Source organism: Frankia sp. Allo2, assembly GCF_000733325.1.
GTDB classification, from domain to species: Bacteria; Actinomycetota; Actinomycetes; order Frankiales; family Frankiaceae; genus Frankia; species Frankia casuarinae.
In genome coordinates, this window is sequence record NZ_JPHT01000007.1 from 14,084 (window position 1) to 38,576 (window position 24,493).

Here is a 24,493-nt window from a genome sequence, read left to right on the forward strand (position 1 = left end):
GATCAGAAGATCAGATCAGAGCCGCCGAAATCAGAGGCGCCGGGAGTTCCCGCCTTCCGCCGCACGGGCCGTCGCTCGGTGAAACTGTGCCCATGCGACCGTCCCCCGACCAGCGTCGGCGGCTGCCGACTCTGCTGGTGGCGTTGGCGATCCTCAGCGGTCTCGTCGACGCGGTCAGTTTTCTCGGACTCGGCCGGGTGTTCGTGGCCAACATGACCGGAAACGTCGTCCTGCTGGCCTTTGCGCTGGCCGGGGCCCCGGGCCTGTCCGCCGACCTGTCGGCGCTGGCCCTGGCTGGCTTCCTGGCCGGAGCCGTCATCGCCGGACGGATCGGCACGGTGACCATAATCGGCGGTCGCCGCTTCTCGTGGTTGATCATCGCGATGGCCGCGCAGACCGGGCTGATGGCCGGCGCGCTGATCGCCACGCTGGTCACCCAGGGACTCGGTACGGAACCCGAGATCCCCGAGATCCCCGGGGCCCGGCCCTATGCCGTCATCCTCCCGCTGGCCCTCGCGATGGGCCTGCAGCACGCGACGGCTCGGCGGATGGCCGTTCCGGACATCCCGACGAATGTGCTGACCAGCACGTTGACCGGGATCATCATCGACTCCCGGCTCGGCGGAGGAACGGGCCGCGGTGGGGCGCGGCGGACGCGGCGGTTCGCCGGCCCCGTCGCCATGTTCGCCGGAGCCCTGATCGGGGGCCTGTGCCTGCTCCATCTCGGCCGGATCGTCCCGCTCGTCCTGGCGACCGGTACCGTCGCCGGCTGCCTGATCGCCACCGTGACCGGCACCGTTGCGGCGCCATGATCAGGAAGCCGGAGAGACTTCGCCACCCGCGCCGCCCGGCCTGGTCGCACGGCGCCGCTGCCGGATGACGACCGTCGTGTCGAGACCGCCCTCGCCGTCCGCCTGGGCAGCTGCGAGATCCCGCTCAGCCAGCTCGATCATCGGCAGCGGGATACCACGCCGGCCCGCCTCGGCAAGGCAGATCCGCAGATCCTTGCGCATCCAGTCGACCGCAAACCCGAAATCGAACTCGTCGCGCACCATGGTCTGACCACGATTCGCCAGGTACCACGAGTTGGCGGCGCCGCCGGCCACGGCGGAAAGCACCAGATCGGTGTCCAGACCGGCGGCAATAGCAAAGTTGATGGCCTCGGCCGCCCCTTCGACGGCTCCCGCCACCAGAATCTGATTGACCATCTTGGTGAGTTGTCCGCTACCGACCGGCCCGATCCTCGTGATGGTCGCGCCGTAGGCGGCGAGCACCGGCCTGGCCCGCTCGATCGTCTCAGGATCCCCACCGCACATGATGCTCAGCCGGCCGGCCATGGCACCCGCCTCCCCGCCGGAGACCGGGGCATCGACGAAACCGACGCCGACCTCGGCGGTGCGCGCCGCGATCTCCTCCGCAAGTTCCGCGGAGGTCGTCGTGTGATCGACGATGATCGCACCAGGCCGAAGCGCCCCCAGCACCCCGTCGGCACCGAGGACGACCTCGCGGACGTCGTCATCGGCACCGACGCAGAGGCAGACGACGTCGACCTCGGTCGCCGCGGCGGCGGGCGACGGCGCGATCCGGCCGGAATGTTCCTCGGCCCAGCGTGCCGCGGTCGCGGCCGTGCGATTGAACGCGGTGGTGGAGAACCCGGCCCGAACCAGGTGACCGGCCATGGGAAATCCCATCGTGCCCAGTCCGACGAAGGCAACACGCATGAACGTCACTCCTGTTTCGCCCCCGATGGCGTCCACCGGGATCGGTCGGTCATGAGAGTCGGTCGGTCATGAGAGTCGGTCGCCACCGCCCCGACATCCGATACCCCCGACATCCGATACCGGGGTGCAGACGAAGGCCCAGGGAGCTCCACGCAGCCTCGTCATCACCACGGTGACGGCCGGTCCACCGGGAATCAGATCACGACGGCGGGGTAGCAACCGGCGACGGATCTCCTCGACGTCGCCGGCGAGACCGCGTCGCCGGACGTCCAGCGACCNGATCTCACGAGACCGCAACAGGTCCGCGATCCGGCGCACGTCGAAGGGCAGCTCGGCCTCGATGCACAGCAGGCGGGCGAAGGGGGTCGTCACTGCCTCGTCGGAGGTCAGGAAGGCGATCATCGGATCAATCTGCCAGGCTCCGAGGCGCCGCCCGAGCTCGCCGATCAGGCCCGCCCGAGTGACCGCCGGGCTCGGATCGTGGAGGAACCGGCCCGGAGCCGCTACCCGACCGGCTAGCTCGCCGACCCGACCCACCCGACCCGCCCGACCTGTATCCGCCGGGACGACTGGATCCGGGGTCCCGGTGAGGCTCACCGGCGCTCCCCTGGCCCGCAGGGACGCCGAGCCGCCCGGCCCGGGCAGCACAGTGGCGCGACGCGGGGCGGTCGCGAGGGCCGGTGAAAACAGTACGGCCTCCTTGAGATCCCGTCCGTCGGCCACGAACTCGATCTCCCAGCCGGGGGGAACCAGCTCCGTCGCCAGCCCTGGCGCGGCCTTCACCGCGACGGCCGCAACCTTGTCGGCAAGCCCGAAGCACCAGGCCAGCGGCGGCTCGCTCGCCCGCGACACCAACCGACGGTCGCCGGCACGCCGGGCCGGATCGACGAACACGGCGTCGCATCCGGAGAGGTCCACCTCCCGCACGTCGGACAGGCGCGTCTCGAGGCATCCCGTCGGCACGGTCGATCCCGTGGGCGGCGCGGTCGTGGGCAGCACCGTCGTGGGCAGCACCGTCGTGCCCTCGACCGCGTGGACGGCGACGTTGAGCGCGGCCATCCGCAGATGAACCGGATCCCGGTCGACGAGCATGATCTCCCGGCCCCGCGCGAGGGCCAACGCGTCCCCGCCGATCCCCGTGCACAGGTCGGCGAGCCGGCACAGACCGGCGAACCGCGCGGCCCGATGCTCGGCCGCCGCCTGCGAGGACGCTTGTTCCAACCCGGCTCGGGTGAAGAACATCCGATCGGCCCGAGCAAACTTGACCATCGCGCGCCGCCTCAGCTCCGCCTGAGTGAACGCGGCGGCGAGGAGCGCGGGGGACACGCCCTCGGCGCGCAGGCGGGCACCGACAGCCAGTTCCCGGGCCGCGCCTCCACCGGCACGCTCATCCTCGGCAAATGCCGCGACCGCCGCCGCCAGCACCGCCTTACCCTGGGCGCTCAGCAGGGCCTCGAACTGCGCCAGCCGGTCGCCGTCGGAGGCGGTCACGGCGACCCGGATGCTGCCGGAACCGGCGAATCCGCGGCACGACGACGAAATAACGACGACGGGAACATCGACAGAAACGTCGACAGGAACATCGGCGGCACCACGGACGGTGTCATGGACGGCTGGCTATCAGAGGTAGCGCCCCTTGGCTCGGCGGCCCATCGCCCGGCCGATCTCCCGGGCCGCGTCCCGCTCCGCGATCGCGTGCCGTTTGTCGTAGGACTTGCGGCCACGCGCCAGCGCAATTTCGATCTTCGCCCGCCCGTCCTTCCAGTAGAGCGAGAGCGGGACCAGCGTGAGCCCACCCTCCTGGGTCTTACCGACCAGCTTTTCGATCTCCGCCCGGTGCAGCAGCATCTTGCGCTTGCGGCGGGGAGCGTGGTTCGTCCAGGTCCCCTCGGTGTACTCGGGGATGTGCACGTTGTGCAGCCAGATCTCACCATCGCTGATCTGGGCGAACCCGTCGACGAGCGAGGCCCGCCCGGCCCGCAGCGCCTTCACCTCGGTGCCACGGAGCACCAGCCCAGCCTCGTAGGTGTCGAGGATGTCGTAGTCATGCCGGGCGCGCTTGTTCTGCGCGATCAGTCTGCGCCCCGTCTCCCTCGGCACTGTCCTGTCCCTCTTCCCACACCGTTCGCGAAATCTTCTCCGAACCTACGTCCTGCCTCCCGCGTCGGTGACACGCCGGCTCCACCGCGAGGACACCCATGGTATCGATCATGTGAGCGCCATCGTCGGTCGCCGGCGTGGCCCGGGTGACGTCGCCGAGCGCTCCGTAGGGCGACGAGCGCCGTCAGCGCGCCCCGCGGAGGAGCCGCCGCGGCGGCGCGACCTGGGCGTTCAGCACCTTCCACCTCCTTGCTCGGCTGTCGAGCTTGCTCGGCCGTCGAGACGATGGACTTGATGACGATGGACTTGATGAACGGTGCCAGCGAGTACTATACTCGAACACAAGTTCGATGGCCAGAGTGTTCAGGCGGATCGGCGGCGATTCCTGCCGGCAGATCCAACCGCTCCCTCTACGCGCCCATGACAGGCGGCATGATGCATCCAGTGACCAGACCCGGTTCATCGCTTCGGCCCGGCTCACAGTCCAGTCCGGGCGAGTCCAGTTCAGGCAAGTCCAGCCCGCGCGAGGAAGCAGAGGCTCTGGGCCCCCGCGACACCGGAGTCGACGACCGTGGTTCTCTTTCCCGTCATCTGGACTCATCGATGGTTTATGGTCGTCGTGTAGCTGAACTCGACGCGGACGGATGTCTCCGGGCAGATGTGGAGATCGGTCGGGAGATCGCGCGCTGGGAGGCGGCACGGCTGCTCGTGAGAGCGAGGTTCGCGCAGCTACGGCCGCCCACGGAAGAGGATGAGAGCGGGGTTGCTAGGGGATTTCACGAGTTCGCGGGAGACGAACTGGCCGCCGAGCTGAGAATGTCATCAGCGGCGGGAAACAAACAGTTGGGTTTCGCGGTCGGCGTCGTCCGCCGCATGCCGGCCGCGCTGACTGCCCTGGAACATGGTGAGCTAGATTCCCAGCGGCTGACCGTGCTGGAACGACTGACAGCCAACCTGTCGGACGACCAGGCCGCGGACGTGGCGGAGACGGTTCTGCGTCGGGGTGGGCGGCCGAGCCACGCAGCGTTCGCGGCCGCCGTTCGACGGCGTGTGGTGCTGGTAGACCCTCAGGGCGCGGAACAGCGTCGCCGCAGGGCGACGAAGGCGCGTCGGGTGACGGTGCGGGCCGAGCCGGATGGTATGGGCCGCATCTCGGCCTCGCTTCCGGCGGACCGCATGCTCGCGGCGTTTCGACGAGTGGACCTTCTGGCGAGGAGGGCGGGCGGTGCGCAGGACGGTCGCGGGCTCGAGCAGCGTCGGGCCGACGTTTTCTACGACCTGCTGATGGGGCGGGATCGTGACCGTGTAAGTATCGAGATGCAGGTGGTCGTGTCGGCTTCCTGTCTGCTGGGTATGTCGGAACAGCCGGCGGAACTTCCCGGTTATGGCCCGATACCGGCCGGACTCGTTCGCGAGATGGCCGAGAACCCCCGGTGCACATGGCGGCGGATACTGATGGATCCGCCGGAAGGACGAGTTCTGGAGGTCAGCCGGCGTCGCTTTCCCTCGGCCGCCCTGGCTCGTCATGTTCGAACTCGAAACCCTACATGTGTCTTTCCGGGATGCGAGCAGCCTTCCATTCACTGCGATCTTGATCATACCAGGCCGCATCGTCGAGGTGGCCAGACGAGCGAGCAGAACCTCGGGCCAAAATGCCGGAGGCATCACCGGCTGAAACACTCGGGTGAAAAGCGGCCTAGGCGTGACGCCAAGCAAGGAGCTACGAGAAGACCGGGGCGGCCGGGCACATCATCTCCTGATCAATCCACGCAGAAGGGATGGTCCGTGTGCCAGCCCAGGCCTGGACATTTCACCTGGACGAGCCCGGAGGGACGCCAATATGAGGTGTCACCCAAAGATTATCTCAAGGAAGTATTCATCGAGGATGATGTCCAGTTCGAATCGAATCGAATCGAATCGAAGCGAACCGGGGCCGAGCGACGGATGACGCCTCAGACCCGCAGATGACGGCGGAGCGCCACCGAAGCCATCACGGCGGCGGCGAGCACACCGACCCCCAGCACGACGGCCGCGGTCTCCCAGACCGCCGACCAACCGAACAGGGGGAACATCGTCTGCTTCGCGAACCGGCCGTCCACCAGGTAGATCTTGGCCAACGCAAGCACGCCCGTGGCGAGCAGCCCGCCAACCAGCCCCACCGCCGCGATCTCCAAGACGAACGGAGCCCGGATTGTTCCGTTGGAAGCACCGACCATCTTCATGATCGAAGTCTCCCGTCGCCGGGCGTGCGCCGAGATCCGGATCATCGTGTAGATGAGGGCGAAGGACGCCAGGGCCTGCACGCCGGCGAGGGCGAAAGCGCCCGCTGTGAAGGCGTCGAGGAACCGGTACAACGGGTCAAGCAGGCCGCGCTGGTCGCGAACAGCTTCCACCCCGTCGAGGCCGGTGTAGGTGACGACGATGTCGCGGGCCGCTCGCGGATCGGTAAGCGTGAGTCGTAGCGCCGCGGGCAGGTCGTCGGGTCCGACACCGGCGAGGACGTCGGGCGATCCACGGAAGTCCCGGCGGAAACGGTCGTACACCTGCTGTTTGCTTTCGTACCGCACGTCGGCGACCAGTGGATCCGCCGCGATCTCGGCATCGAGGGCAGACCGCTCGCCCGGGGTGATGCCATCGGAGAGATCAACGACGACCTCGATCTGGTCGAGCAGGAAGTCGTCGATGGTGTGCACCTGCGCCCGCAGGAGCAGGCCCGACCCCAGCAACGCCAGGCAGATCGTGACAGTTATGATCATGGCACAGGTCATCGCCAGGTTGCGGCGCAGGCCCGTCCACAGCAGCGACGCCAGCAGACCCGGTCGCATCAGCGGACCCGGTCGGCCGGCACCCTGGGCCGGGGCCGGGGAATCATCGGCACCGCCAGATCATCCTGGTTGTAACGTCCGCGAGCCTCGTCCCGGATCAGCGCGCCGTCGCTCAGCTCGAGCACCCGGCGGCGCATCGCGTTGACGAGCGACGCGTTGTGGGTGGCCATCACGACGGTGGTGCCGGCCTGATGAACAGTGTCGAGCAGGTTCACGATCTCGATGCTGGTGTTCGGATCGAGGTTGCCGGTCGGCTCGTCGGCCAGCAGGATCCGTGGACGGCCAACGAACGCCCGGGCGATCGCGACCCGCTGCTGTTCGCCTCCGGAGAGTTCGTCGGGATACCGGTCCGCCTTCTCCGCGAGGCCGACCAGGTCGAGTGCCTCCGGCACGACGCTGCGCACGACATGCCGAGGACGGCCGACCACGTCAAGGGCGAACGCGATGTTCGCCGTTACGGTCCGATTCGGTAGCAGGCGAAAGTCCTGGAAGACACAGCCGACCAGCCGGCGCAACTGGGGCACCCCGCGGTCCGGGATCCGCGCGACGTCACGGCCAGCCACCAGCACCCGGCCGGACGTCGCTCGTTCCTCCCGCAGCAGCAATCGCAGCAATGTGGTCTTACCCGATCCGGACGGACCCACGAGGAAGACGAACTCACCGACACCGATCTCCGCGGTGACATCGACCAGCGCCGGCCGGTCGCCGTTCGGGTACCGCTTGCTCACGGAACTCAAAACAATCATTGCGCCTTCCCGCACGCCTATGACTTTCAGTAGCCGTATGGTAGGGCGTGACGAAGGTCGGGGACCGCAGGTTACGCCCGACCGGAATCTCCGGGAACAGCCCGGACGGGTCGCCGCCCGCCCGATCGACCTTTGACGGAGCGGCACGCCACCGTGCGCGGGCGTAACGTGGAAGTCGATCGTGCGCGTCGCCAGCGGTCGTGCTCCATCCGGAACGTCCGGGTGTTGTCCCCCATCCCGGGGAAGTGCGACGATCGCCCGATCATGGCATCCGTCACGGGTGGGAAGGAGGCGCCATGGGCAGCGAGGATCTCGTCTGCGCGCGCTGCGCCGGACTAGTGGTCGAAGGCCGGTGTCCCACCTGCCGCGCCTCGCGCGAGTATCTGCGCCAGAACTTCTTCCAGATGTCACCGCAGGTGATCGTCGCACTGATCGCAATCGTGATGCTACTGGCGGTCCTCGCCGCCCGTCACGTCTCCTGAGCCCGGCCACGCTGGGACCGCCCCGACGGTACCTATCACGCCTGCAAGTCGATCACGTAGCGTAACCACATCTCCGATTACGATGACCGCGGGAGAACTGATCGCGGCTTCGGCCGCGAGCTGGGCGATATCCACCAGGGGCCCGATGATAATCGTCTCATCGGCTGTCCCGCCAGCGTGGATCACCGCGGTCGGAGTCTCCGGCCGGCGGCCCCGCTTCACCAGCTCGTGACTGATCTCAAAGAGTGCCCCGACGCCCATCAGCACGACGACCGTGCCCGGACCGGTAGCGAGCGCGTCCCAGTCGGCAGTGGAACCGGGATGCGAAGGATCGATGTGGCCGCTGACGACGGCCACGTCCTGGGTGATGCCCCGGTGGGTCACCGGGATCCCGGCGAGCGCGGGGACCGCGACGGCGCTCGTCACCCCGGGGACGATCTCGCAGGGCAGGCCGGCCGCGGCGCAGGCCAGAGCCTCCTCGCCGCCACGACCGAAGACGAACGGATCGCCGCCCTTGAGCCGGACGACACCGAACCCGCGCAGTCCCCGATCGACGACCACCGCGTTGATCTCGTCCTGGGTCAGGTTGTGACCGTGCGGCGCCTTGCCCGCATCGATGATCTCGGTACCGGGTCGCACCTCGTCCAGCAGTTCACGGGGAGCCAGCCGGTCGACCACCACGACATCCGCAGCTTGGAGCAGCCGTAGACCGCGTACGGTGATCAGATCCGCCCGCCCGGGACCGCCACCGACAAGGGCCACCCATCCGCCCGGGGCTGTCTGCGCACCGGTCATCTTCGTCCCCTCCCGCGTCGGCTTTCTCCCAGTGTGCGGCCTGACCAGCCCGTTCGGGGCCGATCACCGTAGCCGACCGTTTCGGCTGATCGCCCGACTGATCGCCTCAGCTGACCGGCCGGGCCGCCGCGACGGGGCCGACCAGCACCCGACCGTCCTGCACCTGCACCGGGTAGACGGGGATGCGCACCCCCTCGGCATCGAGGCACTCCCCCGTCGCCAGGTCGAACGCCTGCTTGTGCAACGGCGAGAAGACCACGGCCCGGTCTCCGCGGGAGCCGACGAGACCCCGGGAGAGCACGTTGGCCAGGCCGATCGGGTCGGCGTTGCCGACGGCGAGCACGGGACCGTCGCTCAGCCGGAAGATGGCCACTTGGGCGCCGTTGACGAGCGCGGCCACGCCGCGATCGGGAGTCAGATCGTCCAGGGCACAGATGTCGGTCCAGATNATGGCGGCCTCCAAATCGTCCGTGATGCGCCTACTTGCCTATCCAGAGGCTTTTGTGTCCGTTTCGTCCCTCTGGATAGGCAAGGAGCCTGGATAGGCAAGGAAACGGTCAGCCACCACGGGTAGCGTGGCACCGGCGATGAGGGCCGCCCGCTCGGCCGGGCGGGCCGGCCGGGGCTGGCCGCGTTCGAGGACGTGGATGACGTCGGGGTCGGCCCCCTCGGGGGCGTTGACGAACGAGGCGAACCGGCGCAGTGCGACCGGATCGGCCAGCGTCGTCTTCCACTCGTCCTGATAGGTCGCGACGTGGTAAGCCATGGCCGTGTCAAGCTCGGCGCAGATGCCCAGCGAGTCGTCGACGATGACCTCGCGGACATGCCCAAGGCCGCCGTCGAGGCTCTCCACCCACGGCGCGGTGCGCTGGAGGCGATCGGCGGTGCGCACATAGAACATCAGAAAACGGTCGATGTAGCGGACGAGCGTCTCGGTGTCGAGGTCGGAGGCGAACAGCTCCGCGTGCCGGGGCCGATGACCGCCGTTGCCGCCCAGGTACAGGTTCCAGCCCTGCTCGGTGGCGATCACCCCGACGTCCTTGGACCGCGCCTCCGCGCATTCCCGGGCACAGCCGGAGACCGCCATTTTGATCTTGTGAGGGGATCGCAGGCCGCGGTAGCGTAGCTCCAGGTCGACGGCCAACGTGGTGGAGTCCTGTACGCCGTAGCGGCACCAGGTCTCCCCGACGCAGGACTTCACCGTCCGCAACGCCTTGCCGTAGGCGTGTCCGGACTCGAGTCCGGCGTCGGTCAGCCGCTTCCAGATCTTCGGCAGCTGCTCGGCCCGGGCGCCGAAGAGGTCGATGCGCTGCCCGCCGGTGATCTTCGTATAGAGGTTGAAGTCCCGGGCCACCTCGCCAATCAGGATGAGCGTCTCGGGCGTGACCTCGCCGCCGGGCAGCCGGGGGACGACCGAGTACGTGCCGTCCTTCTGCATGTTCGCGAGCAGGTGGTCGTTGGTGTCCTGCAAGGCGGCCTGCTCGCCGACTAGGACGTACCCGTTGTAGAGGGAGGCAAGAATCGAGGCCACCACCGGCCGGCAGACCTCGCAGCCCCGGCCCCGACCGTGCTCGGCGATCAGCTGCGAGAACGTCGTGATCCCCCGCACCCGGACGATCTCGAACAGTTCGGCCCGGCTGACGTCGAAGTGCTCGCACAGCGCCTTCGACACTTCGAGGCCCGCGGCGGCGAGCTGCTGGCCGAGGATCGTCCTGAGCATCGGCACGCAGCTGCCACAGCTCGTGCCCGCGTTGGTGCACCCCTTGATCCCAGCGACGTCGGTAAGGCCATTCGCGCTGATCGCGGCGCAGATCTGACCGTGGGTGACGTTGTTGCACGAGCAGATCTGCGCCCCGGCGGAGAGCGCCACCCCGGCCCCGGAGCCGCCGGCCCCGGCGACGTCGCCGGCCGGCAGGATGAGCCGCGCGGGATCGTCCGGCACGACCCCGGCGGAGCCGACCATGGCCCGCAGCGTTCCGTACTCCCCCGCGTCGCCGACAAGGATGCCACCGAGGACGCTACGCGCGTCGTCGGAGAGCACCAGCTTCTTGTAGACCTTGGCCACCGGGTCGGCGAACGTGATAGGCAGCGCACCGGGAGTCGTCCCGAAGGCGTCCCCGAAGCTCGCGACATCGACGCCGAGCAACTTGAGCTTGGTCGACATGTCGGCGCCGGTGAAGGTCGCGTCGCCGCCAAGCAGACGGTCCGCGACGACCTCGGCCATCGCGTATCCGGGCGCGACCAGCCCGTACACCCGTCCGGCCGCCAGGGCGCACTCGCCGACGGCATAGATGTGCTCGTCGCTGGTGCGGCAGCCCTCGTCGACGACGATGCCACCGCGATCCCCGACGTCGAGTCCGCACTCGCGGGCCAGAGCGNCCCGNGGGCGGANCCCCGCCGAGAACACGACGACGTCGGTGTCGAGGCCGGCCAGCCCCTCGGGGTGACGGGCGAAGACCATTCGGGCGACCCGCCCGTCGGCATCGGCCTCGATCCGCTCGGTGGCCGTGTCGGTGTGGACGCCGATCCCGAGCCCGGTGATGTGGGCTCGCAGTGTCTGCCCGCCGGCCTCGTCGACCTGGGCCGGCATCAGCCGGGGCGCGAACTCGACGACGTGGGTGGCCAACCCCAGGCTACGCAGCGCGTTCGCCGCCTCCAGGCCGAGCAGGCCGCCACCGACGACCACACCGGTCCCGGTCCGGCTGCCGCGCGCCGAGGCGGAGATCGCATCCAGGTCCTCGATCGTGCGGTAGACGTGGCAGCCGGTGGCCTCCCGGCCGGGTACCGGTGGGACGAACGGGTAGGAACCGGTCGCAAGCACCAGCGCGTCGTACCGGTAGGTGCGGCCGGCACCGGTGGTCACCGTCCGGGCGGCCCGATCGACGGCGACGACCGGTTCACCGAGACGCACTCGCAGCCGGGGGTGCTCAAGGAATCCGTCCTCGACGAGGCTGAGGTCCTCCGCGGTGGCCCCGGTGAAGTACGCCGAGAGGCCCACCCGGTCATAGGCGGGCCGAGGTTCCTCCGCGAGGACCGTGACATCCCATCGCCCCTCGACGTCGCGGTCCCGCAGCGCCGCCAACAACCGATGCCCCACCATGCCGTGGCCGACGACCACCAGTGATCGAGAAGACATCCGCGCNCCACCCGCACGTCCGAACCGATGGGTGCCGGTCCGAACGGGCACCCGCTACGGCCAGAACCGTACGAACCCAGGATGTCAACGCTGACTCGAAGTCAGGTCGGTCCGGCTACAAGGCATGCACTCCACGACACGACGGGATGTGAGATGCCCGACGAACGCTCGATGCGGACGTCGTGAATACGCAACGGTGCCGGTTAACACCGGCGTTGCACACCGGCAAGCGCGTGGACATGGCCGTGTCCGATCCTGCGGTGACCGGGGGATCGGCGCGGGACCCCAGCCCAGGAGGTAGCCTTGTGACAATCCGTAGTCCCGGGCGGCCCGACGCTGGCGACCGGTCCGGCGCACCCGGGACCGCCGGAACACCCGAAACCACCAGCCCGCCCGAAACCACCAGCGCACCCGGGATGTTCCCGGCGTCGGCGACATCGAGGGAGCCGGCCGTCAGCGCCGCGCTGCCACCGCTGCTCGGCTTCACCGTCGGGGTCACGGCCGCGCGTCGCCGCGACGAGCTCGCGAACCTCCTCGAACGGCGCGGAGCCCGGGTGGTCCATGCCCCGGCCCTGCGCATAGTGCCGCTTGCCGACGACAGCCTGCTGCTCGCCGCGACCCGGGAGTGCCTCACCCGGCCGCTGGACGCGGTGATCGCCACGACGGCAATCGGCTTCCGCGGCTGGGTGGAGGCCGCCGAGGGCTGGGGGCTCGGCGAGCGGCTGCGCGACCGGCTGGACGGCGCCCGGCTGTTCACCCGCGGGCCGAAGGTCACCGGCGCCGTCCGGGCCGCGGGGCTGACCGAGTGCTGGTCGCCCCGCTCGGAATCCGGCGCCGAGCTCGTCGCCCATCTGCTCACGGAGAACCTGGCCGGGCTGCGCATCGCGGTGCAGCTACACGGCGAGCCATTGCCAGACATGGTCGAGGGACTGCGCGCGGCGGGTGCCGAGGTCGTCGAGATACCGGTGTACCGGTGGGAACCACCGGACGATCTGCGGCCGGTCCGCCGGATGGTCGAGCTCATCGTCACCGGCGGGGTCTCCGCGGTCACCTTCACCAGCGCGCCCGCCGTGGTGAGCCTGCTACGGATCGCCCGGGAGATGGGACAGTTCGACGAACTGCTGACCGCGCTGCGTGGCGAGGTACTGCCCGCGTGCGTGGGTCCGGTCTGTGCCGCCCCCCTCGAACGGCAGGGCGTGGCGACGGTGACCCCGGACCGGTTCCGGCTCGGAGCACTCGTGCGCACGCTGTCCGACGAGCTCCCGCGTCGCCGGGTGCGGACCGTCGAGGCCGCGGGGCACGTGCTGCGGGTCCAGGGCGGGGCAGTGATCGTCAACGGCGAGCCGGTGATGCTCGCACCCAGGACCGCGGCAGTCCTCGACGCGCTGACCGAGCGTCCCGGCCGGGTGCTGTCCCGAGCCGAGCTGCTGCGCCGGACGGGCACGGCCGGGCTGACCGACGAACACGCGGTCGAGATGACCGTCGCCCGGTTACGCACCGCGCTGGGACCGGCCGGCTGCGCGGTCGAGACCGTCATCAAGCGGGGCTATCGGCTCGCGGTCGTGTGAGAGAGCACGCGGTAACCGCCGGGCCCCGGACTCCAGTTTCCCGCGCCCCCGTCGTCAGGCGCCTCGGCCGAGCCGCCAGCGCGCCGCTCGATATGTCCGCCACCCCGACTGCAGTCCTCGCCGGACGCTGAGCAGGGCGTCGCGATGCCCCTGGGAAACGAGCCGAAGGATGTCGGCCGCCCCAGCGGCCCGATTGACGATCAATCGGCTGATGGCGAACCGGGACAACGTCGGTTGATGAATGCGGTATCCGACCTCACAGGCTGATTCGAACCCGGCGGCCGCGACGACATGGCGCACCGCCGCACAGTGATAACCGAAGGGGTAGCAGAAGCTGTCCGGACGCCGGCCGGTTCTCTCCTCGATCAGCCGCCGGCTGGCGGTGACGTCGTACCGCGCCAGAGCGGTCGGCACCACGTCGAGCTCCAGATGACGGTGACCGTGCGAGCCAAGCTCGATGCCCTCCCCGGCGAGCGCGGCGAGGTCGGACCAGTCCAACAGGGGGAGGTTGCGCTCGGTGTAGCCATCCAGCCAGGTGGCGCGCCGGCCGACGAAGGCGGTCGGCACATACAGGGTAGCGCTGGCCCCGATCGCCCGCAGAGCGGGCACCGCGGTGGTGACGAAGTCCTCGAAGCCGTTCTCAAAGGTAATCACCACCTGGCGGCGGGTGGGATGTGCCAGCGCGTCAGTGAGACCGGTGAGGTGGTAGCCGCTTTCGACGAGGGCCTCGAGCTGCTCGGCGAAGGCACCGGGAGGGACCTCCCAGCGTCGGAAGTCCGCACTCACCGAATCACCGACGCCGTGGTACATAAGGACGGGCAGGGGCATCGTGGGCGCACCCTCGAACACGCCGCCTGCGGCGCCGGACGCCGCAGGCGCCAGGGAGGTCACGGCGTTCCCGTACCGGCGAGACTGGCCATCTTGCCCGGATTTGCACCGTTATTTCCACACATATACATGCGTGCATTCGTGTGCAGGGACACAGACCGCACTCCCTCCGCGACAGCGGTTCGCAATTGTGAACGACCAGGTGACACGGGCGTACATCCCATCGGGTGAAGCAGTAGGCGGACCAGATCAAGACACCGAAACTAAAAAATCGAACGGTCCGCGAACTACCCGGAACTCTACACGTGTATACCCGGCATGCCAATGGCGTCAGGAGATCCGGTGGAGTCCTTCCCCGACGCCGGGCCGGGCCGAGCCGCCGGCCGGGCCTACGTCACACCGACGTTCCCACCACGGCCGGATCTTTGTCTTTTCACCGTCCGTTCCCCGAGAGGCAGGCGACATTCGGATGCCGTCCCGGAAACGGGGGATCTCCAGACCCCCGAACCCCCGGAACTCCGAACCTCCGGAACTCCGGAACTCCGGAACCGGAGCGCCGGGCGCCGGGCGCTCATCGTCTCGCCGGGCCACGAGCGCCCGGACGGTGCGGCGAGGCTTGCCCGCTCAGTCCGGAACCAGACACATCCCAGGCGTCGACAAAAGCTCCGAAGAACCCTCTCACGCCTGGTTCTCAACCGACCGCCGCCACCGGATCTCCGCGTCGATGAAATCATCGAGCTCGCCGTCGAGAACACCGCTGGTGTTCGAGGTCTCGGTGTCGGTACGCAGATCCTTCACCATCTGGTACGGGTGGAGGACATAGTTACGGATCTGCGATCCGAAGGAGACGTCCTGTGGCCCGCCGGTGATGCGCTGTTTCTCCGCCGCCTCCTCGGCCCGCCGCCGCTCCAGGAGCTTCGCCTGCAACACGATCATCGCGGCGGCCTTGTTCTGGAGCTGGCTGCGCTCGTTCTGACACGTCACCACGATGCCCGTGGGCAGATGCGTGATGCGGACCGCGGAGTCGGTGGTGTTGACCCCCTGCCCACCCGGACCGGACGAACGGAAAATATCGATACGCAGATCCTTGTCGTCGATGTCGACGTGGTCGGACAGCTCGACGACCGGGGTGACCTCGACCCCGGCGAAGGAGGTCTGCCGCCGGTTCTGGTTGTCGAACGGCGAAATCCGGACGAGCCGGTGCACCCCGTGCTCACTGCGCAGCGTCCCGTACGCATAGGGCGCCTTGACCTGGAAAGTTGCCGACTTCAGACCCGCCTCCTCGGCCTCGGAGGTGTCGAAGACCTCCGTGGCGTAGCCGTGCCGCTCGGCCCACCGCAGGTACATCCGAAGCAACATCGCCGTCCAGTCGGCCGCGTCCACCCCGCCGGCCCCGGCCGAGAGCTGCACGATCGCGTCCCGCTCGTCGTACTCGCCGGACAGCAGGGTCCGAACCTCGAGACCGGCGATGTCACTGGACAGCCTGGGAAGATCGGCTGCGGCCTCGGCGAGCAGATCCTCATCGCCGAGGTCCGCGGCGGCGGCGATGTCGTCAAGACGGCGACGCAGCCCCTCCACCCTGGCGATGTCCCCGCGCGTCGACGACAACCGGCGGGTGACAGCCTGGGCCCGGTCCTGATCGGACCAGAGGTCGGGGTCCGCGGCCTGACGCTCCAGATCCTCGGCGCGACGGCGCAACCCCTCCACGTCGAGAACCGTCTCGATGCCGGTCAACGTGGCATCCAGCTGTTTGATCTCCTCGGACAGGTCGACGGCCATGCTGTTCNCCTTNCCGGCGGCGCCNGGGGCCACCGCCACAACGGATCTTGTCCGCCCGGACGGGAGCCGGCCGAGTTCGCATCGGCGTCGCGCCGAGCCCCGACGGCATCCCCGCGACCTCCCGACGGCATCCCGACGGCATCCCGACGACGCCTCGACCGGGAAACATCATCGTGGCGAAACATGCAATGGCTCGACGACACGAGGATGAAACATTCGCGGGATGCCACGAGCATTTCGGCCAACCGACGCCCGCACTGCGGACAATCGTTACGGCGGCCCCGGGCGGTCAGGCGGTTCAGCCGTCCGACAACAACCTCCGACAACAACCGATACCAATCCCTGAAGAGACACGTACCACATCGCCGAGTGCGCACAACTCGACGCGTCCGCGGCCCCCAAACGATACCTTCGAAGGCGGCGCTTCGCGCACGAATACGTGAACGCCGGGTTTCGTCGGGACAGTGCGGCCCCGCGACCATATGGGTGTCGGCCATGGAGAGCCCGGATGCGGAGAGCTCGGACGCATCGACCGGTGCGCGCGTGTGCACCGGTCGATGTCGCCGGGACGGGACGAAGACTCAAGGACCGACCCCTACCACGGGAAACCGACCACTACCACGGGAAGAGGAGGAAGGCCGCCGTGAATAACCGGATCCGTCGTCCGAGCGATCGGATCACGCCGTTAGCGGCGGCGACTCACCGCCCCGTCGCGTGCCAGCGGAAGGCCGCGATCATTCCCGCAGGAGCACGGAGGGTCCCATCGTGTCGGAGGTCCCGGAGGTCGCAGACCGACGCTCTGTCCTGGTTGCCACCGGCCTCGCGGCGGTGGGCTCCGTGAGTCTGCGCGGCGACGCGTCCGGCCTGCACGAAGCCTGCATGGCAGCCCTGACCGCGACGGTCAGGGCCTACGAGACGTCTGATCTGATCACTACCACGTCCGCCCTGGTCTCGCTGGAGCGCACGACACAGACCGTGCCCCGGGAGCACCGGCTGCGCGGCCGGCCGGCGCTGGAGTGGATGCGGCTGCACGCGGCGGTCACGACGGTGGCTGCTGCCACCGCCTACGACCGCGGCAAACACTCCGACGCCGCTGCGCGGGCCGACCGGGCCGCGGCGCTCGCCCGGGCGGCCGGGGACGGGCCACTCGCCGCCCGCGCCCTGGCCCTGCGCGCCCGGGTGGTCCGCCCACACAGCCCGGCGGTGTCCTTGCAGATCGCCGGGGCGGCGGCGCGGATCGCGGGGCACAGCTCCACCCGGGCCCTCATCGCCGGGAAGGTCGTCACCAGCGCCTGTGCGGCGACCGGCGACCGGGCAGGCGTCCGGGACGCCGTCGCCAGAGCCTGGCAGACGATGGAACGGCTCGACGACACCGCCCACGGCTCGCCGGGTTTCTCGCTCGACACTTACTCCCCGGCGGATCTGGCCTTGGCCTGCGCCGAGGCCCTGACCACCGTCGGCGCGGCCGACGAGGCCACGCCTCACCTGGAACGCGCCTCGACGTTGATCACCGGCAGCGGCCAGACGGGCATGGTGGTCTCGGTGCGGATGGCGCAGGCCCGGGCCGCGCTGGCCCGGGAGGTCCCGGATCGCGACGAGGCAGCCCAGCACGCCGCTCAGGCGGTGGCGCTGTCCGCCGGGCGGCCGGCCGAATGGGTGGCCCGGCTGGTCCGGGACGTGTCGGATCTGGCCGAGCGCCGCACCGGCCACGGTCTCGACGATCTCATGGACGCCACCTCGACCTGGTTGCATCAGGGGTCGGAGGAAAGCCAACGGGTGACGCGCACGCAACCGGCGCGGTTCGGCGTTCCGGCGCCGGCCGGCGTCATGGTGCAGCGGGCTGGCGGACCACCGACTGTGCCTGCGCTCCGGCACGTACCGTGACCGGACCCACCCCGAGGGAGCCGACGACCGGAAGGTCGACCACACGCGTGCCCTCCACCTCCACCGTCGTCGCGTCGACGAGGGTGGAGGTGAGGATCGTGCGGCCACTCGGATCGGCCCGGCGCTGGTACTGATCGACGGTCGTGGCGATGTCGGCGAGGGGCAGGCGCTCGAAGGCGTCGGTGGTGGTGTAGATCGCGTTCTCGTCGATGCGCTGGGCAGCGGCCAGCGCGGCGCCGTCGGCGGCCGAGGCCACCGACCGACGAGCGAGGTAGACGGCGGACACGTCGGTCACAACGACCACCAGCATCGCCGCGACCATGAGATACCCCAACGTCAGCACGAGAATGGTCCCGCCGTCCGCGCGGTTGGTCCCGTCCGGGCGGACGACTCCGTCCGGGCGGACGACTCCGTCCGGGCGGACGACTCCGTCCGGGCGGACGACTCCGTCCGGTGTTCCGGTCGACCCCGTTACTCCGGTCGACCCCGTTACTCCGGCCGACCCCGTTACTCCGGCCGACCCCGTTACTCCGGCCGACCCCGTTGCTCCGGCCGACCCCGTTGCTCCGGCCGACCCCGTTGCTCCGGCCGACCCCGTCCCGCCGCTGGTCACAGGCACATGTTTGGTCACGGGCACGCGTTCTCCTTGCTGACGCTCCTGCCGGAAGGCCGAACAGGCGAGGCCGGAAACCCACTGCCCCAGCAACCCTATTAGCAACCCTATTGTGGAAGAATAGCAGCCCCATTGCGGGAGAATACGGTCATGCGGCACTGATCCGCCTTACTACCGGAGTCATCGACCGGTTCCGCTCGATGGACGTCAACGGCGGCGCACTGATCGTGGGACACGTCGTGGCGAGCGTGCTCGCAATCTCGTCTCGACGGCGCTGGTGTTCGGCGTGGCCTTCGCCATCGGCTTCCGCTCGCCCGCGGGCCTCGGGCGGTGGCTCGCCGCTGTGGGCGTGCTGGCGCTGTTCGTACTCTCGCTGTCCTGGCTGCAGGGCTTCGCTCGTAACCAGCAGCCGCGTGCGGGTCAAAACCATCTTGCCGTACGGCGCGCGGACAAAGTACTCACCTCACCCCTGACGATCGCGTACACCTCTAGGCTCCGAACCCGTGCACCGGGAGACTTCCGCACCACGGATCCGATATCCGGATCTCACCTCGTCACGGCCGCGGACGATCGCGCGTCCGTCGGCCAGGTTCGCCGGCAGGCTCCTTTTCCCATACCCAGAAGGGGATCATCCAAGTGACCACGGCTGCCAAGACCACGAACGTGTTCGATTTCGCGCCCAATGACAGAACACTGCTCGACGCGGAGATCGCCGCTCTCGAGAATCTCGAGAGCGGCGACTTCAAGAATCTCCCGCCGGCGACCGTGGCAAAGTTCGGGGAACTGCGGGGGGCGGGGACCTTCACGGCGACCAGGATCCCCGGAGCCGATGCCGACGTCCAACTCGACGCCGGCGTGCTGGTCCCCCTCAAGCCGGGGCCGCACCCGGTTGTCATCATGCCGGCTCCGCTGGCGCCGACGGGATGGAAGTCGTATCCGGGGATGCTCCTGAACTTCGCGCTCAAGGGATATCTGGCGGTCGCGTACAGCGAGCGTGGGATCGCCGACTCCACAGGGAAGATAGACGTCGCCGGTCCGCGGGACCGGGCGGACGGCTCGGCCGTGATCGACTGGGTACTGAACACCTATCCCGACCGCGCGGATCAGGATCGGATCGGGTTCGCGGGGTCGTCCTACGGCGCCGGCCAGAGCCTGATCATCGCGGCGCATGACGACCGGGTGCGGGCCGTGTGCGCGCAGAGCGCCTGGGCCGATCTGGGCCGATCGCTGTACGAGAACGAGACACGACACCTGCTGGCGTTCGAGGAGCTCGCCAAGCTGTTCGGCGAGGAGAACCTCTCCGCCGAAGTCAGGGAAATCTTCGACGACTTCCGGGCGAATCGGAATATCGAACGGCTGCTGGAGTTCAGCGCGGTCCGTTCACCGGTTACCTATCTGAACGAGCTCAACGCCAGGAGGGTCCCCATCTTCCTCGGCACCTACTGGCACGAGACCATCTTCTCGGTACCCGCGGTGGTGGAGTTCTTCAACGCATTGATCGGTCCCAAACGTCTCCTGGTACTGATCGGAGATCACGGCGGCGACGAGATCAAGGGATTTCTCGGCGGCATCAGTCGTCCGACAGCGACGACCTTCCGCTGGCTGGACCGCTTCGTTGCCGACGAGGAGAACGGCGTGGAGAACGACGGCGACGTGCACACCGAGTACATGCACAACCTGTTCACGATCAAGAAGCTCGCCGACTGGGACTCGTACACGCTGCCGCCGCGACGCTACTACCTGAACGCGCCGCTGCCGGGGACATCGGACGGCTCACTGACGCCTCAGCCCAACTCCGGGTGGAGCCACACCTTCCGGGCCGGCACGGACACCCCAGCACTGATAGCCCCGGCCCTGGTAAAGACCGGCGTCCTCGAAAGACTGGGGGCTCCGATCGTGTACGAGACCTCGGAGATCTCCCGCGAGGACGCCGCGGNGTGGTCGACCGAACCGCTCACCGCACCGAGTCAGATCACCGGAACCGTCTCGGCGCATCTCACGGTCACCCCGTCCGCGAAGAGCGCGACGCTCGTGGCGCACCTGTTCGACGTCGACCCGGGTACCGGTAAGGCAAAAATCATCACCAGCGCGCCCTTCACCCTGCTCAACGACCGCGAGGGAGAGACGCAAACGATCGACATCCACCTACAGCCGGCCGACTACCGCATCACGCCGGGCCACCAGATACAGCTGGTCGTGGACACCAAGGACAGGTTCTTCGGCGACGCCACCGTCACCAACAGCAAAATCGAGATCTCGTCCACCGACGGCTCCTCGTCCTACCTGAACATCCCGCTCGACGAGATTCCGCTCGAGAACGACTAGCCGACCGGATCCCACGGCGCACGCCTACCCGGGTGCGGAACCGTGGTCGCGGTCCCGCACCCGGGCTCGCCCCCCGGGTGCGGGTCGGAAGGATCGGATCGCGCCGCAGCACGATGTGCTGGTCCATCGTGCGTCGTCAAGCTCGACTATGATTGCATCGTCCTCGACGGTATCGCGGTCTGTGATGGTCGGAGGTTTACATGGCGCCTGCGCCACGGTTTCATCGGGTCGCCGCACTGCAGCGGCGTTTCGTGGACCGCGAACCGGTGCTGGCGGCTTTCGCCGAAGAGCTGACCCATCTAGGTGACGGTCCACGGGTCTTCAACGCCATCGGCGTGGGCGGTATAGGTAAGTCACGACTACTGCGCGAGTTGAAGGACCGGGCGGCAACCCGGTATCGAACGGCATCACTCGATCTGCAGGTGCACTCGTTGCGCCAGCAGGAAGACGCGCTGGCGGTGCTACGCAACGAACTGGGGTCGCAAGGGGTACACTTCGATCGCTTCGACATCGCCTACGCAGTGCTGTGGCAGCGGCTACACCCACATCTGCGGTTGAACCGTTCGGAACTGGCATTCGTCGACGAGAGTTCCATTCTCGCGGATATCGCCGACACGATGACCGGAATTCCGATTTTCGGTACGGCCCGCGGCCTTATCAAGCTGTTGGAGCGTGGCGGCTGCGACATACGCCGCCGCCTGCGGGTGCGGCGCGATCCCACCCTGGCGACACTCGACGACCTGCCGAACAGTGAGCTCGCCGACGCCGTCACGTTTCTGTTCGCTGAAGACCTTCGGGCTGCCAGCCAGGACAGACAGTATGTGATCATCCTTGACAGCCACGAGGCACTGGTGCCGAGCCCGGTACGCACCGGACGGGCGCAACTCGCGGATGCCTGGCTACGTGATCTCGTGGCACAGCTCGACCGCGGCCTGGTGGTCATCGCCAGCCGGGAACCGTTGCGGTGGGAACTGACGGATCCCGACTGGGACGGCCTCATCGAGATATGCGACATCGGCGGCCTGCCCATGGAAGCCCGGCTGGAACTCCTCGACACCGGTGGGATCACCGATCCGTTCCAGCGCCAGACAATTGCGGACGCCAGCGCAGGTCTCCCATTCTATCTGAACCTGGCGGTGGACACGCACCTGCAGACCGGTGGGCGGGTCAGCGGTGCCCTCGTGTCCCAGCAGGAGATCTTGGCGCGCTTTCTTCAGCATGTCGCCCCGGAAGAGATTCGATCACTGGAGGTCCTGAGCCCGGCGCGAATCTTCGACTATGATATTTTTCGGATGCTGACGGCCACGTTCCATCTCCCGGGACATCGCATCGCCTGGGAATCCCTCACCGCATATTCATTCGTATACCCGGCGAACACCGCGCTGCGGTTTCATCAGCTCATGGCCGCAGCCCTGCGGGAACGGCTTTCTCCGGGCACTACCACCGACATCCACGCCCTGCTACAGGGACTGTGGGAGAACCGGGCCGACCAGGCGACCGGCCAGGACAGCGGCGCTCATGCCGCCCGCGCCCTGCGGGAGGCCGCGTATCACGCCCTGCGGGGTCGGCAGATCAGCGGCGAGAGCATCCTCGGCTATGCCGACCACGCGGTTCGCCGTGGGGGACACAGCGCAGCCCAAGGCATCACCGAGGACCTGCGCGCCCGGCTCAACGACCAACCCGACCACGACAACCTGCCCGAAGCGCTGCGGTGCCTGCAGGCTGAGGCGGCGATTCGCCTCGGCGACGCGGCCACGGTCACGGCGCTGGTTCCCGAACCGGTCACCGCTCTGGCCATCGACACAATGGTCGGCGCGCGGCTCGCCGTGGCCGCCGGACATGGTCGACGCATCGCCGGTGAGACCCGGGCCGCGCTCGACGCCTACACCCAGGTCTGGGACCACGCCACGGGGGCATCCCGGCTGACCGCGGGCCTGTGGGCCGCCGACCTTCACATGGCCCAGGGCCGGTTCCGAGACGCGGAAGCACTCGCCACCGACCTGAGTGCGTCCGCTCCGGGGCAGGACACCGAGTTTCACGGAGACGTGGCCCGGATGCGTCACCTCGCCCACCGGTTCGCGTTCGAGTTCGACGCCGCCGCCCGCTATCTCGACGAGGCCGCCGCCCACTACGCCGCAGCCGATAGCGTTCTCGGGTTGGCCAACATCCAGACCAACCGGGCCGAACTCCTCGCCTATACCCACCCTGCCGAGGCCATCGTCGAGGCAGGCCAGGCGATCGAGATCCAACGCGAGATCGGCGCCCATCACGAGCTCGGCAAGGCGTATACCGCTCTCGCCATCGGGCAGCTCCGATGCGGTCAGCTCGACGAGGCCGAGACCTCCCTACGGTCCGCGTGCGCCGCCCTCGATGGGGTCGGGTATCGCTCCGGTCGAGCCCGCGCCGAGTTCTACCGCGCCCTGGTCCATGCTCGCCGGGGTCAGCTCGACGAAGCGGTTTCCTCGCTCCAGTGGAGCGTCCGCGAGCTGGAAGCAGCCGACGTCTACCCGACAATCATCCTCTGCTCGGCGCACGCACTGTCCATCCTCGGCATCGATGACGGGCAGGTGACCGCCGCCGCGAGCCGGGCACGGGCAGGAATCCAGCCGTTCGGCACGCTTACCGATCTTGACGCCCGCGTCGAGGACTTCGTCGCCGACCTGCTCAACGGGCACACGTGGCGGCCCGACGAACTGTACCGGCAGGCGGTCGGGCGCCCCGATGCCGCGTCGGGTTTCTACAATCACAACATCCGGATGGACACGCCGGCCGGAGACGTGATTGTTCGTATCCCGATTCCGGGCAGCGACATCATGGACCTGATGATCTGGCCGGAAGGGGACGTGCTGCGCGCCATCCGCGGGACCGTGACCCACGCGCCCCGTCTGCTCTACGCCCGCATGCAGCCCCGCTATCAGATCNTGGAATTCCTTCCCGGTCAGCTCCTCGACAACACCGCACCACGCGGCACCCGTGTCCCCGACCACGTCATCGGCGACGTCGTGGAACTCTTCGGGCAGCTCGGCCTCGTCCCGCGCGAACGCCTGCCGCAATCGCCGCCAGGCTGGCCGGCGGACGGGCGGACCGCCGACTTCGCCCGCCGCCTGTCCGCTGTCACCGCAGGCGTGCATTCCCGGTTCCTTCCCGACTTCGGCGATCTGTACGCCGAGTTCGGCATCCCCATCGACGCGCTCACCGAGATCAACAGTCGATGGACGACGCTGCACCCGCGGCCTTTCCGCCTTCTCCATACCGACATCCACCGCAAGAACATCATCATCTCGGNTGGCCAAGCCTACTTCCTCGACTGGGAACTCGCCCTGTGGGGCGATCCGGTCTATGATCTTGCGGTCCACCTGCACAAGATGAGCTACCAGCCCGACGAGTCAGCCGCACTCGTCCATGGGTGGACCTCCGTTGTCAACGGTCCGGCCACCGAGGGATGGCAGTCAGACCTCGACACCTACCTCTCCCACGAACGGGTGAAGTCCGCCATCGTCGACACCGTCCGCTACACAAAAATCATCACCGAAGGAAACCTCAGCCGCGATGACACACATGCATTCATCGACAAGCTCGTCAGGAAACTCGCCGCCGCGCACGCCGTACTCAGCAACCGAGTTACCATCGACCACGAGGCCGCCGCAGCCCTCATACAGCAGTGGGCCGGCAGACGCCGATAGCCAGCCCA

At 68.5% G+C, this 24,493-nt stretch carries 18 protein-coding genes and 1 pseudogene; 8 read left to right on the plus strand and 11 right to left on the minus strand.

The genetic code is table 11. The features are described 5' to 3' along the window. Positions 1-92 precede the first annotated feature (92 nt). The gene (locus ALLO2_RS07310) at positions 93-812 is read left to right on the plus strand and encodes a YoaK family protein (RefSeq protein ID WP_011435257.1); all 720 of its coding nucleotides are present in this window, start codon (positions 93-95) and stop codon (positions 810-812) included. Here ALLO2_RS07310 and ALLO2_RS07315 read toward each other — a convergent pair whose 3' ends face one another. The 3 genes from ALLO2_RS07315 to smpB form a co-directional block, all read right to left on the minus strand. Then, positions 813-1,721 (minus strand): NAD(P)-dependent oxidoreductase, encoded by a 909-nt coding sequence (locus tag ALLO2_RS07315; protein ID WP_011435256.1) that lies wholly within the window; start codon positions 1,719-1,721, stop codon positions 813-815. A gap of 66 nt (positions 1,722-1,787) precedes the next feature. After that, positions 1,788-3,212 carry a hypothetical protein gene (locus ALLO2_RS07320; RefSeq protein ID WP_035730708.1) on the minus strand — a complete coding sequence of 475 codons (1,425 nt, stop codon included), beginning with the start codon at positions 3,210-3,212 and terminating at the stop codon, positions 1,788-1,790. A gap of 129 nt (positions 3,213-3,341) precedes the next feature. Then, positions 3,342-3,821 carry an SsrA-binding protein SmpB gene (gene smpB / locus ALLO2_RS07325; RefSeq protein WP_011435254.1) on the minus strand — a complete coding sequence of 160 codons (480 nt, stop codon included), beginning with the start codon at positions 3,819-3,821 and terminating at the stop codon, positions 3,342-3,344. A gap of 435 nt (positions 3,822-4,256) precedes the next feature. Here smpB and ALLO2_RS24085 point away from each other — a divergent pair, with 435 nt between their 5' ends. Beyond that, the gene (locus ALLO2_RS24085) at positions 4,257-5,789 is read left to right on the plus strand and encodes an HNH endonuclease signature motif containing protein (protein ID WP_023839930.1); all 1,533 of its coding nucleotides are present in this window, start codon (positions 4,257-4,259) and stop codon (positions 5,787-5,789) included. On the opposite strand, the gene ftsX is transcribed toward ALLO2_RS24085, so the two are convergent. Together ftsX and ftsE are read right to left on the minus strand one after the other, a co-directional pair. Then, on the minus strand, positions 5,774-6,646 hold the full coding sequence (gene ftsX, locus ALLO2_RS07335) for a permease-like cell division protein FtsX (protein WP_011435252.1): 873 nt from the start codon (positions 6,644-6,646) through the stop codon (positions 5,774-5,776). The two genes, ALLO2_RS24085 and ftsX, sit on opposite strands and share 16 nt — an antisense overlap. Beyond that, positions 6,646-7,392 (minus strand): cell division ATP-binding protein FtsE, encoded by a 747-nt coding sequence (ftsE, locus tag ALLO2_RS07340; protein ID WP_011435251.1) that lies wholly within the window; start codon positions 7,390-7,392, stop codon positions 6,646-6,648. Before ftsE ends, ftsX begins: the two co-directional genes overlap by 1 nt. Positions 7,393-7,688: 296 nt before the next feature. Here ftsE and ALLO2_RS07345 point away from each other — a divergent pair, with 296 nt between their 5' ends. Beyond that, the gene (locus ALLO2_RS07345) at positions 7,689-7,874 is read left to right on the plus strand and encodes a hypothetical protein (protein WP_023839929.1); all 186 of its coding nucleotides are present in this window, start codon (positions 7,689-7,691) and stop codon (positions 7,872-7,874) included. Here the strand turns inward: ALLO2_RS07345 and cobA are convergent. From cobA to nirB, 3 genes are all read right to left on the minus strand, one after another. Next, positions 7,839-8,669, minus strand: a complete 831-nt coding sequence (gene cobA / locus ALLO2_RS07350) for a uroporphyrinogen-III C-methyltransferase (RefSeq protein WP_011435249.1) — start codon at positions 8,667-8,669, stop codon at positions 7,839-7,841. The genes ALLO2_RS07345 and cobA overlap by 36 nt on opposite strands. 106 nt (positions 8,670-8,775) lie before the next feature. Next, entirely contained in the window at positions 8,776-9,120 is a 345-nt protein-coding gene (gene nirD, locus ALLO2_RS07355) for a nitrite reductase small subunit NirD (RefSeq protein WP_011435248.1), read from the minus strand. A gap of 36 nt (positions 9,121-9,156) precedes the next feature. Then, positions 9,157-11,805 carry a nitrite reductase large subunit NirB gene (gene nirB / locus ALLO2_RS07360; protein ID WP_035730813.1) on the minus strand — a complete coding sequence of 883 codons (2,649 nt, stop codon included), beginning with the start codon at positions 11,803-11,805 and terminating at the stop codon, positions 9,157-9,159. 416 nt (positions 11,806-12,221) lie between these two features. On the opposite strand from nirB, the gene ALLO2_RS07365 reads away from it, so the two are divergent. Beyond that, positions 12,222-13,373 (plus strand): uroporphyrinogen-III synthase, encoded by a 1,152-nt coding sequence (locus ALLO2_RS07365; RefSeq protein WP_011435246.1) that lies wholly within the window; start codon positions 12,222-12,224, stop codon positions 13,371-13,373. A 54-nt stretch (positions 13,374-13,427) separates the two neighbouring features. On the opposite strand, the gene ALLO2_RS07370 is transcribed toward ALLO2_RS07365, so the two are convergent. Further along, positions 13,428-14,264, minus strand: coding sequence for a polysaccharide deacetylase family protein (locus ALLO2_RS07370; protein WP_011435245.1), 837 nt, complete (start codon positions 14,262-14,264; stop codon positions 13,428-13,430). A gap of 615 nt (positions 14,265-14,879) precedes the next feature. Next, complete coding sequence (gene prfB, locus ALLO2_RS07375; RefSeq protein WP_011435244.1) at positions 14,880-15,980, minus strand: peptide chain release factor 2; 1,101 nt, start codon at positions 15,978-15,980, stop codon at positions 14,880-14,882. 765 nt (positions 15,981-16,745) lie between these two features. Here prfB and ALLO2_RS07380 point away from each other — a divergent pair. Further along, positions 16,746-17,864 (plus strand): hypothetical protein, encoded by a 1,119-nt coding sequence (locus ALLO2_RS07380; protein WP_011435242.1) that lies wholly within the window; start codon positions 16,746-16,748, stop codon positions 17,862-17,864. On the opposite strand, the gene ALLO2_RS26990 is transcribed toward ALLO2_RS07380, so the two are convergent. Continuing rightward, positions 17,806-18,213, minus strand: coding sequence for a pilus assembly protein TadG-related protein (locus ALLO2_RS26990; RefSeq protein WP_049761044.1), 408 nt, complete (start codon positions 18,211-18,213; stop codon positions 17,806-17,808). The genes ALLO2_RS07380 and ALLO2_RS26990 overlap by 59 nt on opposite strands. Before the next feature lie 440 nt (positions 18,214-18,653). On the opposite strand from ALLO2_RS26990, the pseudogene ALLO2_RS28065 reads away from it, so the two are divergent. The 3 genes and pseudogenes from ALLO2_RS28065 to ALLO2_RS07395 form a co-directional block, all read left to right on the plus strand. Continuing rightward, positions 18,654-18,862: pseudogene (locus ALLO2_RS28065) on the plus strand (ABC transporter permease); the annotation flags it as partial. Positions 18,863-19,113: 251 nt separating this feature from the next. Further along, positions 19,114-20,802 (plus strand): CocE/NonD family hydrolase, encoded by a 1,689-nt coding sequence (locus ALLO2_RS07390; protein WP_035730716.1) that lies wholly within the window; start codon positions 19,114-19,116, stop codon positions 20,800-20,802. 200 nt (positions 20,803-21,002) lie between these two features. Next, complete coding sequence (locus tag ALLO2_RS07395; RefSeq protein WP_035730718.1) at positions 21,003-24,485, plus strand: aminoglycoside phosphotransferase family protein; 3,483 nt, start codon at positions 21,003-21,005, stop codon at positions 24,483-24,485. Positions 24,486-24,493: the final 8 nt, after the last annotated feature.

Excerpts from the sequence above, each read along its gene's own strand:
- ALLO2_RS07310 (WP_011435257.1), top strand. The coding sequence starts at position 93 with ATGCGACCGTCCCCCGACCAGCGTCGGCGGCTGCCGACTCTGCTGGTG.
- ALLO2_RS07315 (WP_011435256.1), bottom strand. The coding sequence starts at position 1,721 with ATGCGTGTTGCCTTCGTCGGACTGGGCACGATGGGATTTCCCATGGCC.
- ALLO2_RS24085 (WP_023839930.1), top strand. The coding sequence starts at position 4,257 with ATGCATCCAGTGACCAGACCCGGTTCATCGCTTCGGCCCGGCTCACAG.
- ftsX (WP_011435252.1), bottom strand. The coding sequence starts at position 6,646 with ATGCGACCGGGTCTGCTGGCGTCGCTGCTGTGGACGGGCCTGCGCCGC.
- ftsE (WP_011435251.1), bottom strand. The coding sequence starts at position 7,392 with ATGATTGTTTTGAGTTCCGTGAGCAAGCGGTACCCGAACGGCGACCGG.
- ALLO2_RS07345 (WP_023839929.1), top strand. The coding sequence starts at position 7,689 with ATGGGCAGCGAGGATCTCGTCTGCGCGCGCTGCGCCGGACTAGTGGTC.
- cobA (WP_011435249.1), bottom strand. The coding sequence starts at position 8,669 with ATGACCGGTGCGCAGACAGCCCCGGGCGGATGGGTGGCCCTTGTCGGT.
- ALLO2_RS07365 (WP_011435246.1), top strand. The coding sequence starts at position 12,222 with ATGTTCCCGGCGTCGGCGACATCGAGGGAGCCGGCCGTCAGCGCCGCG.
- prfB (WP_011435244.1), bottom strand. The coding sequence starts at position 15,980 with ATGGCCGTCGACCTGTCCGAGGAGATCAAACAGCTGGATGCCACGTTG.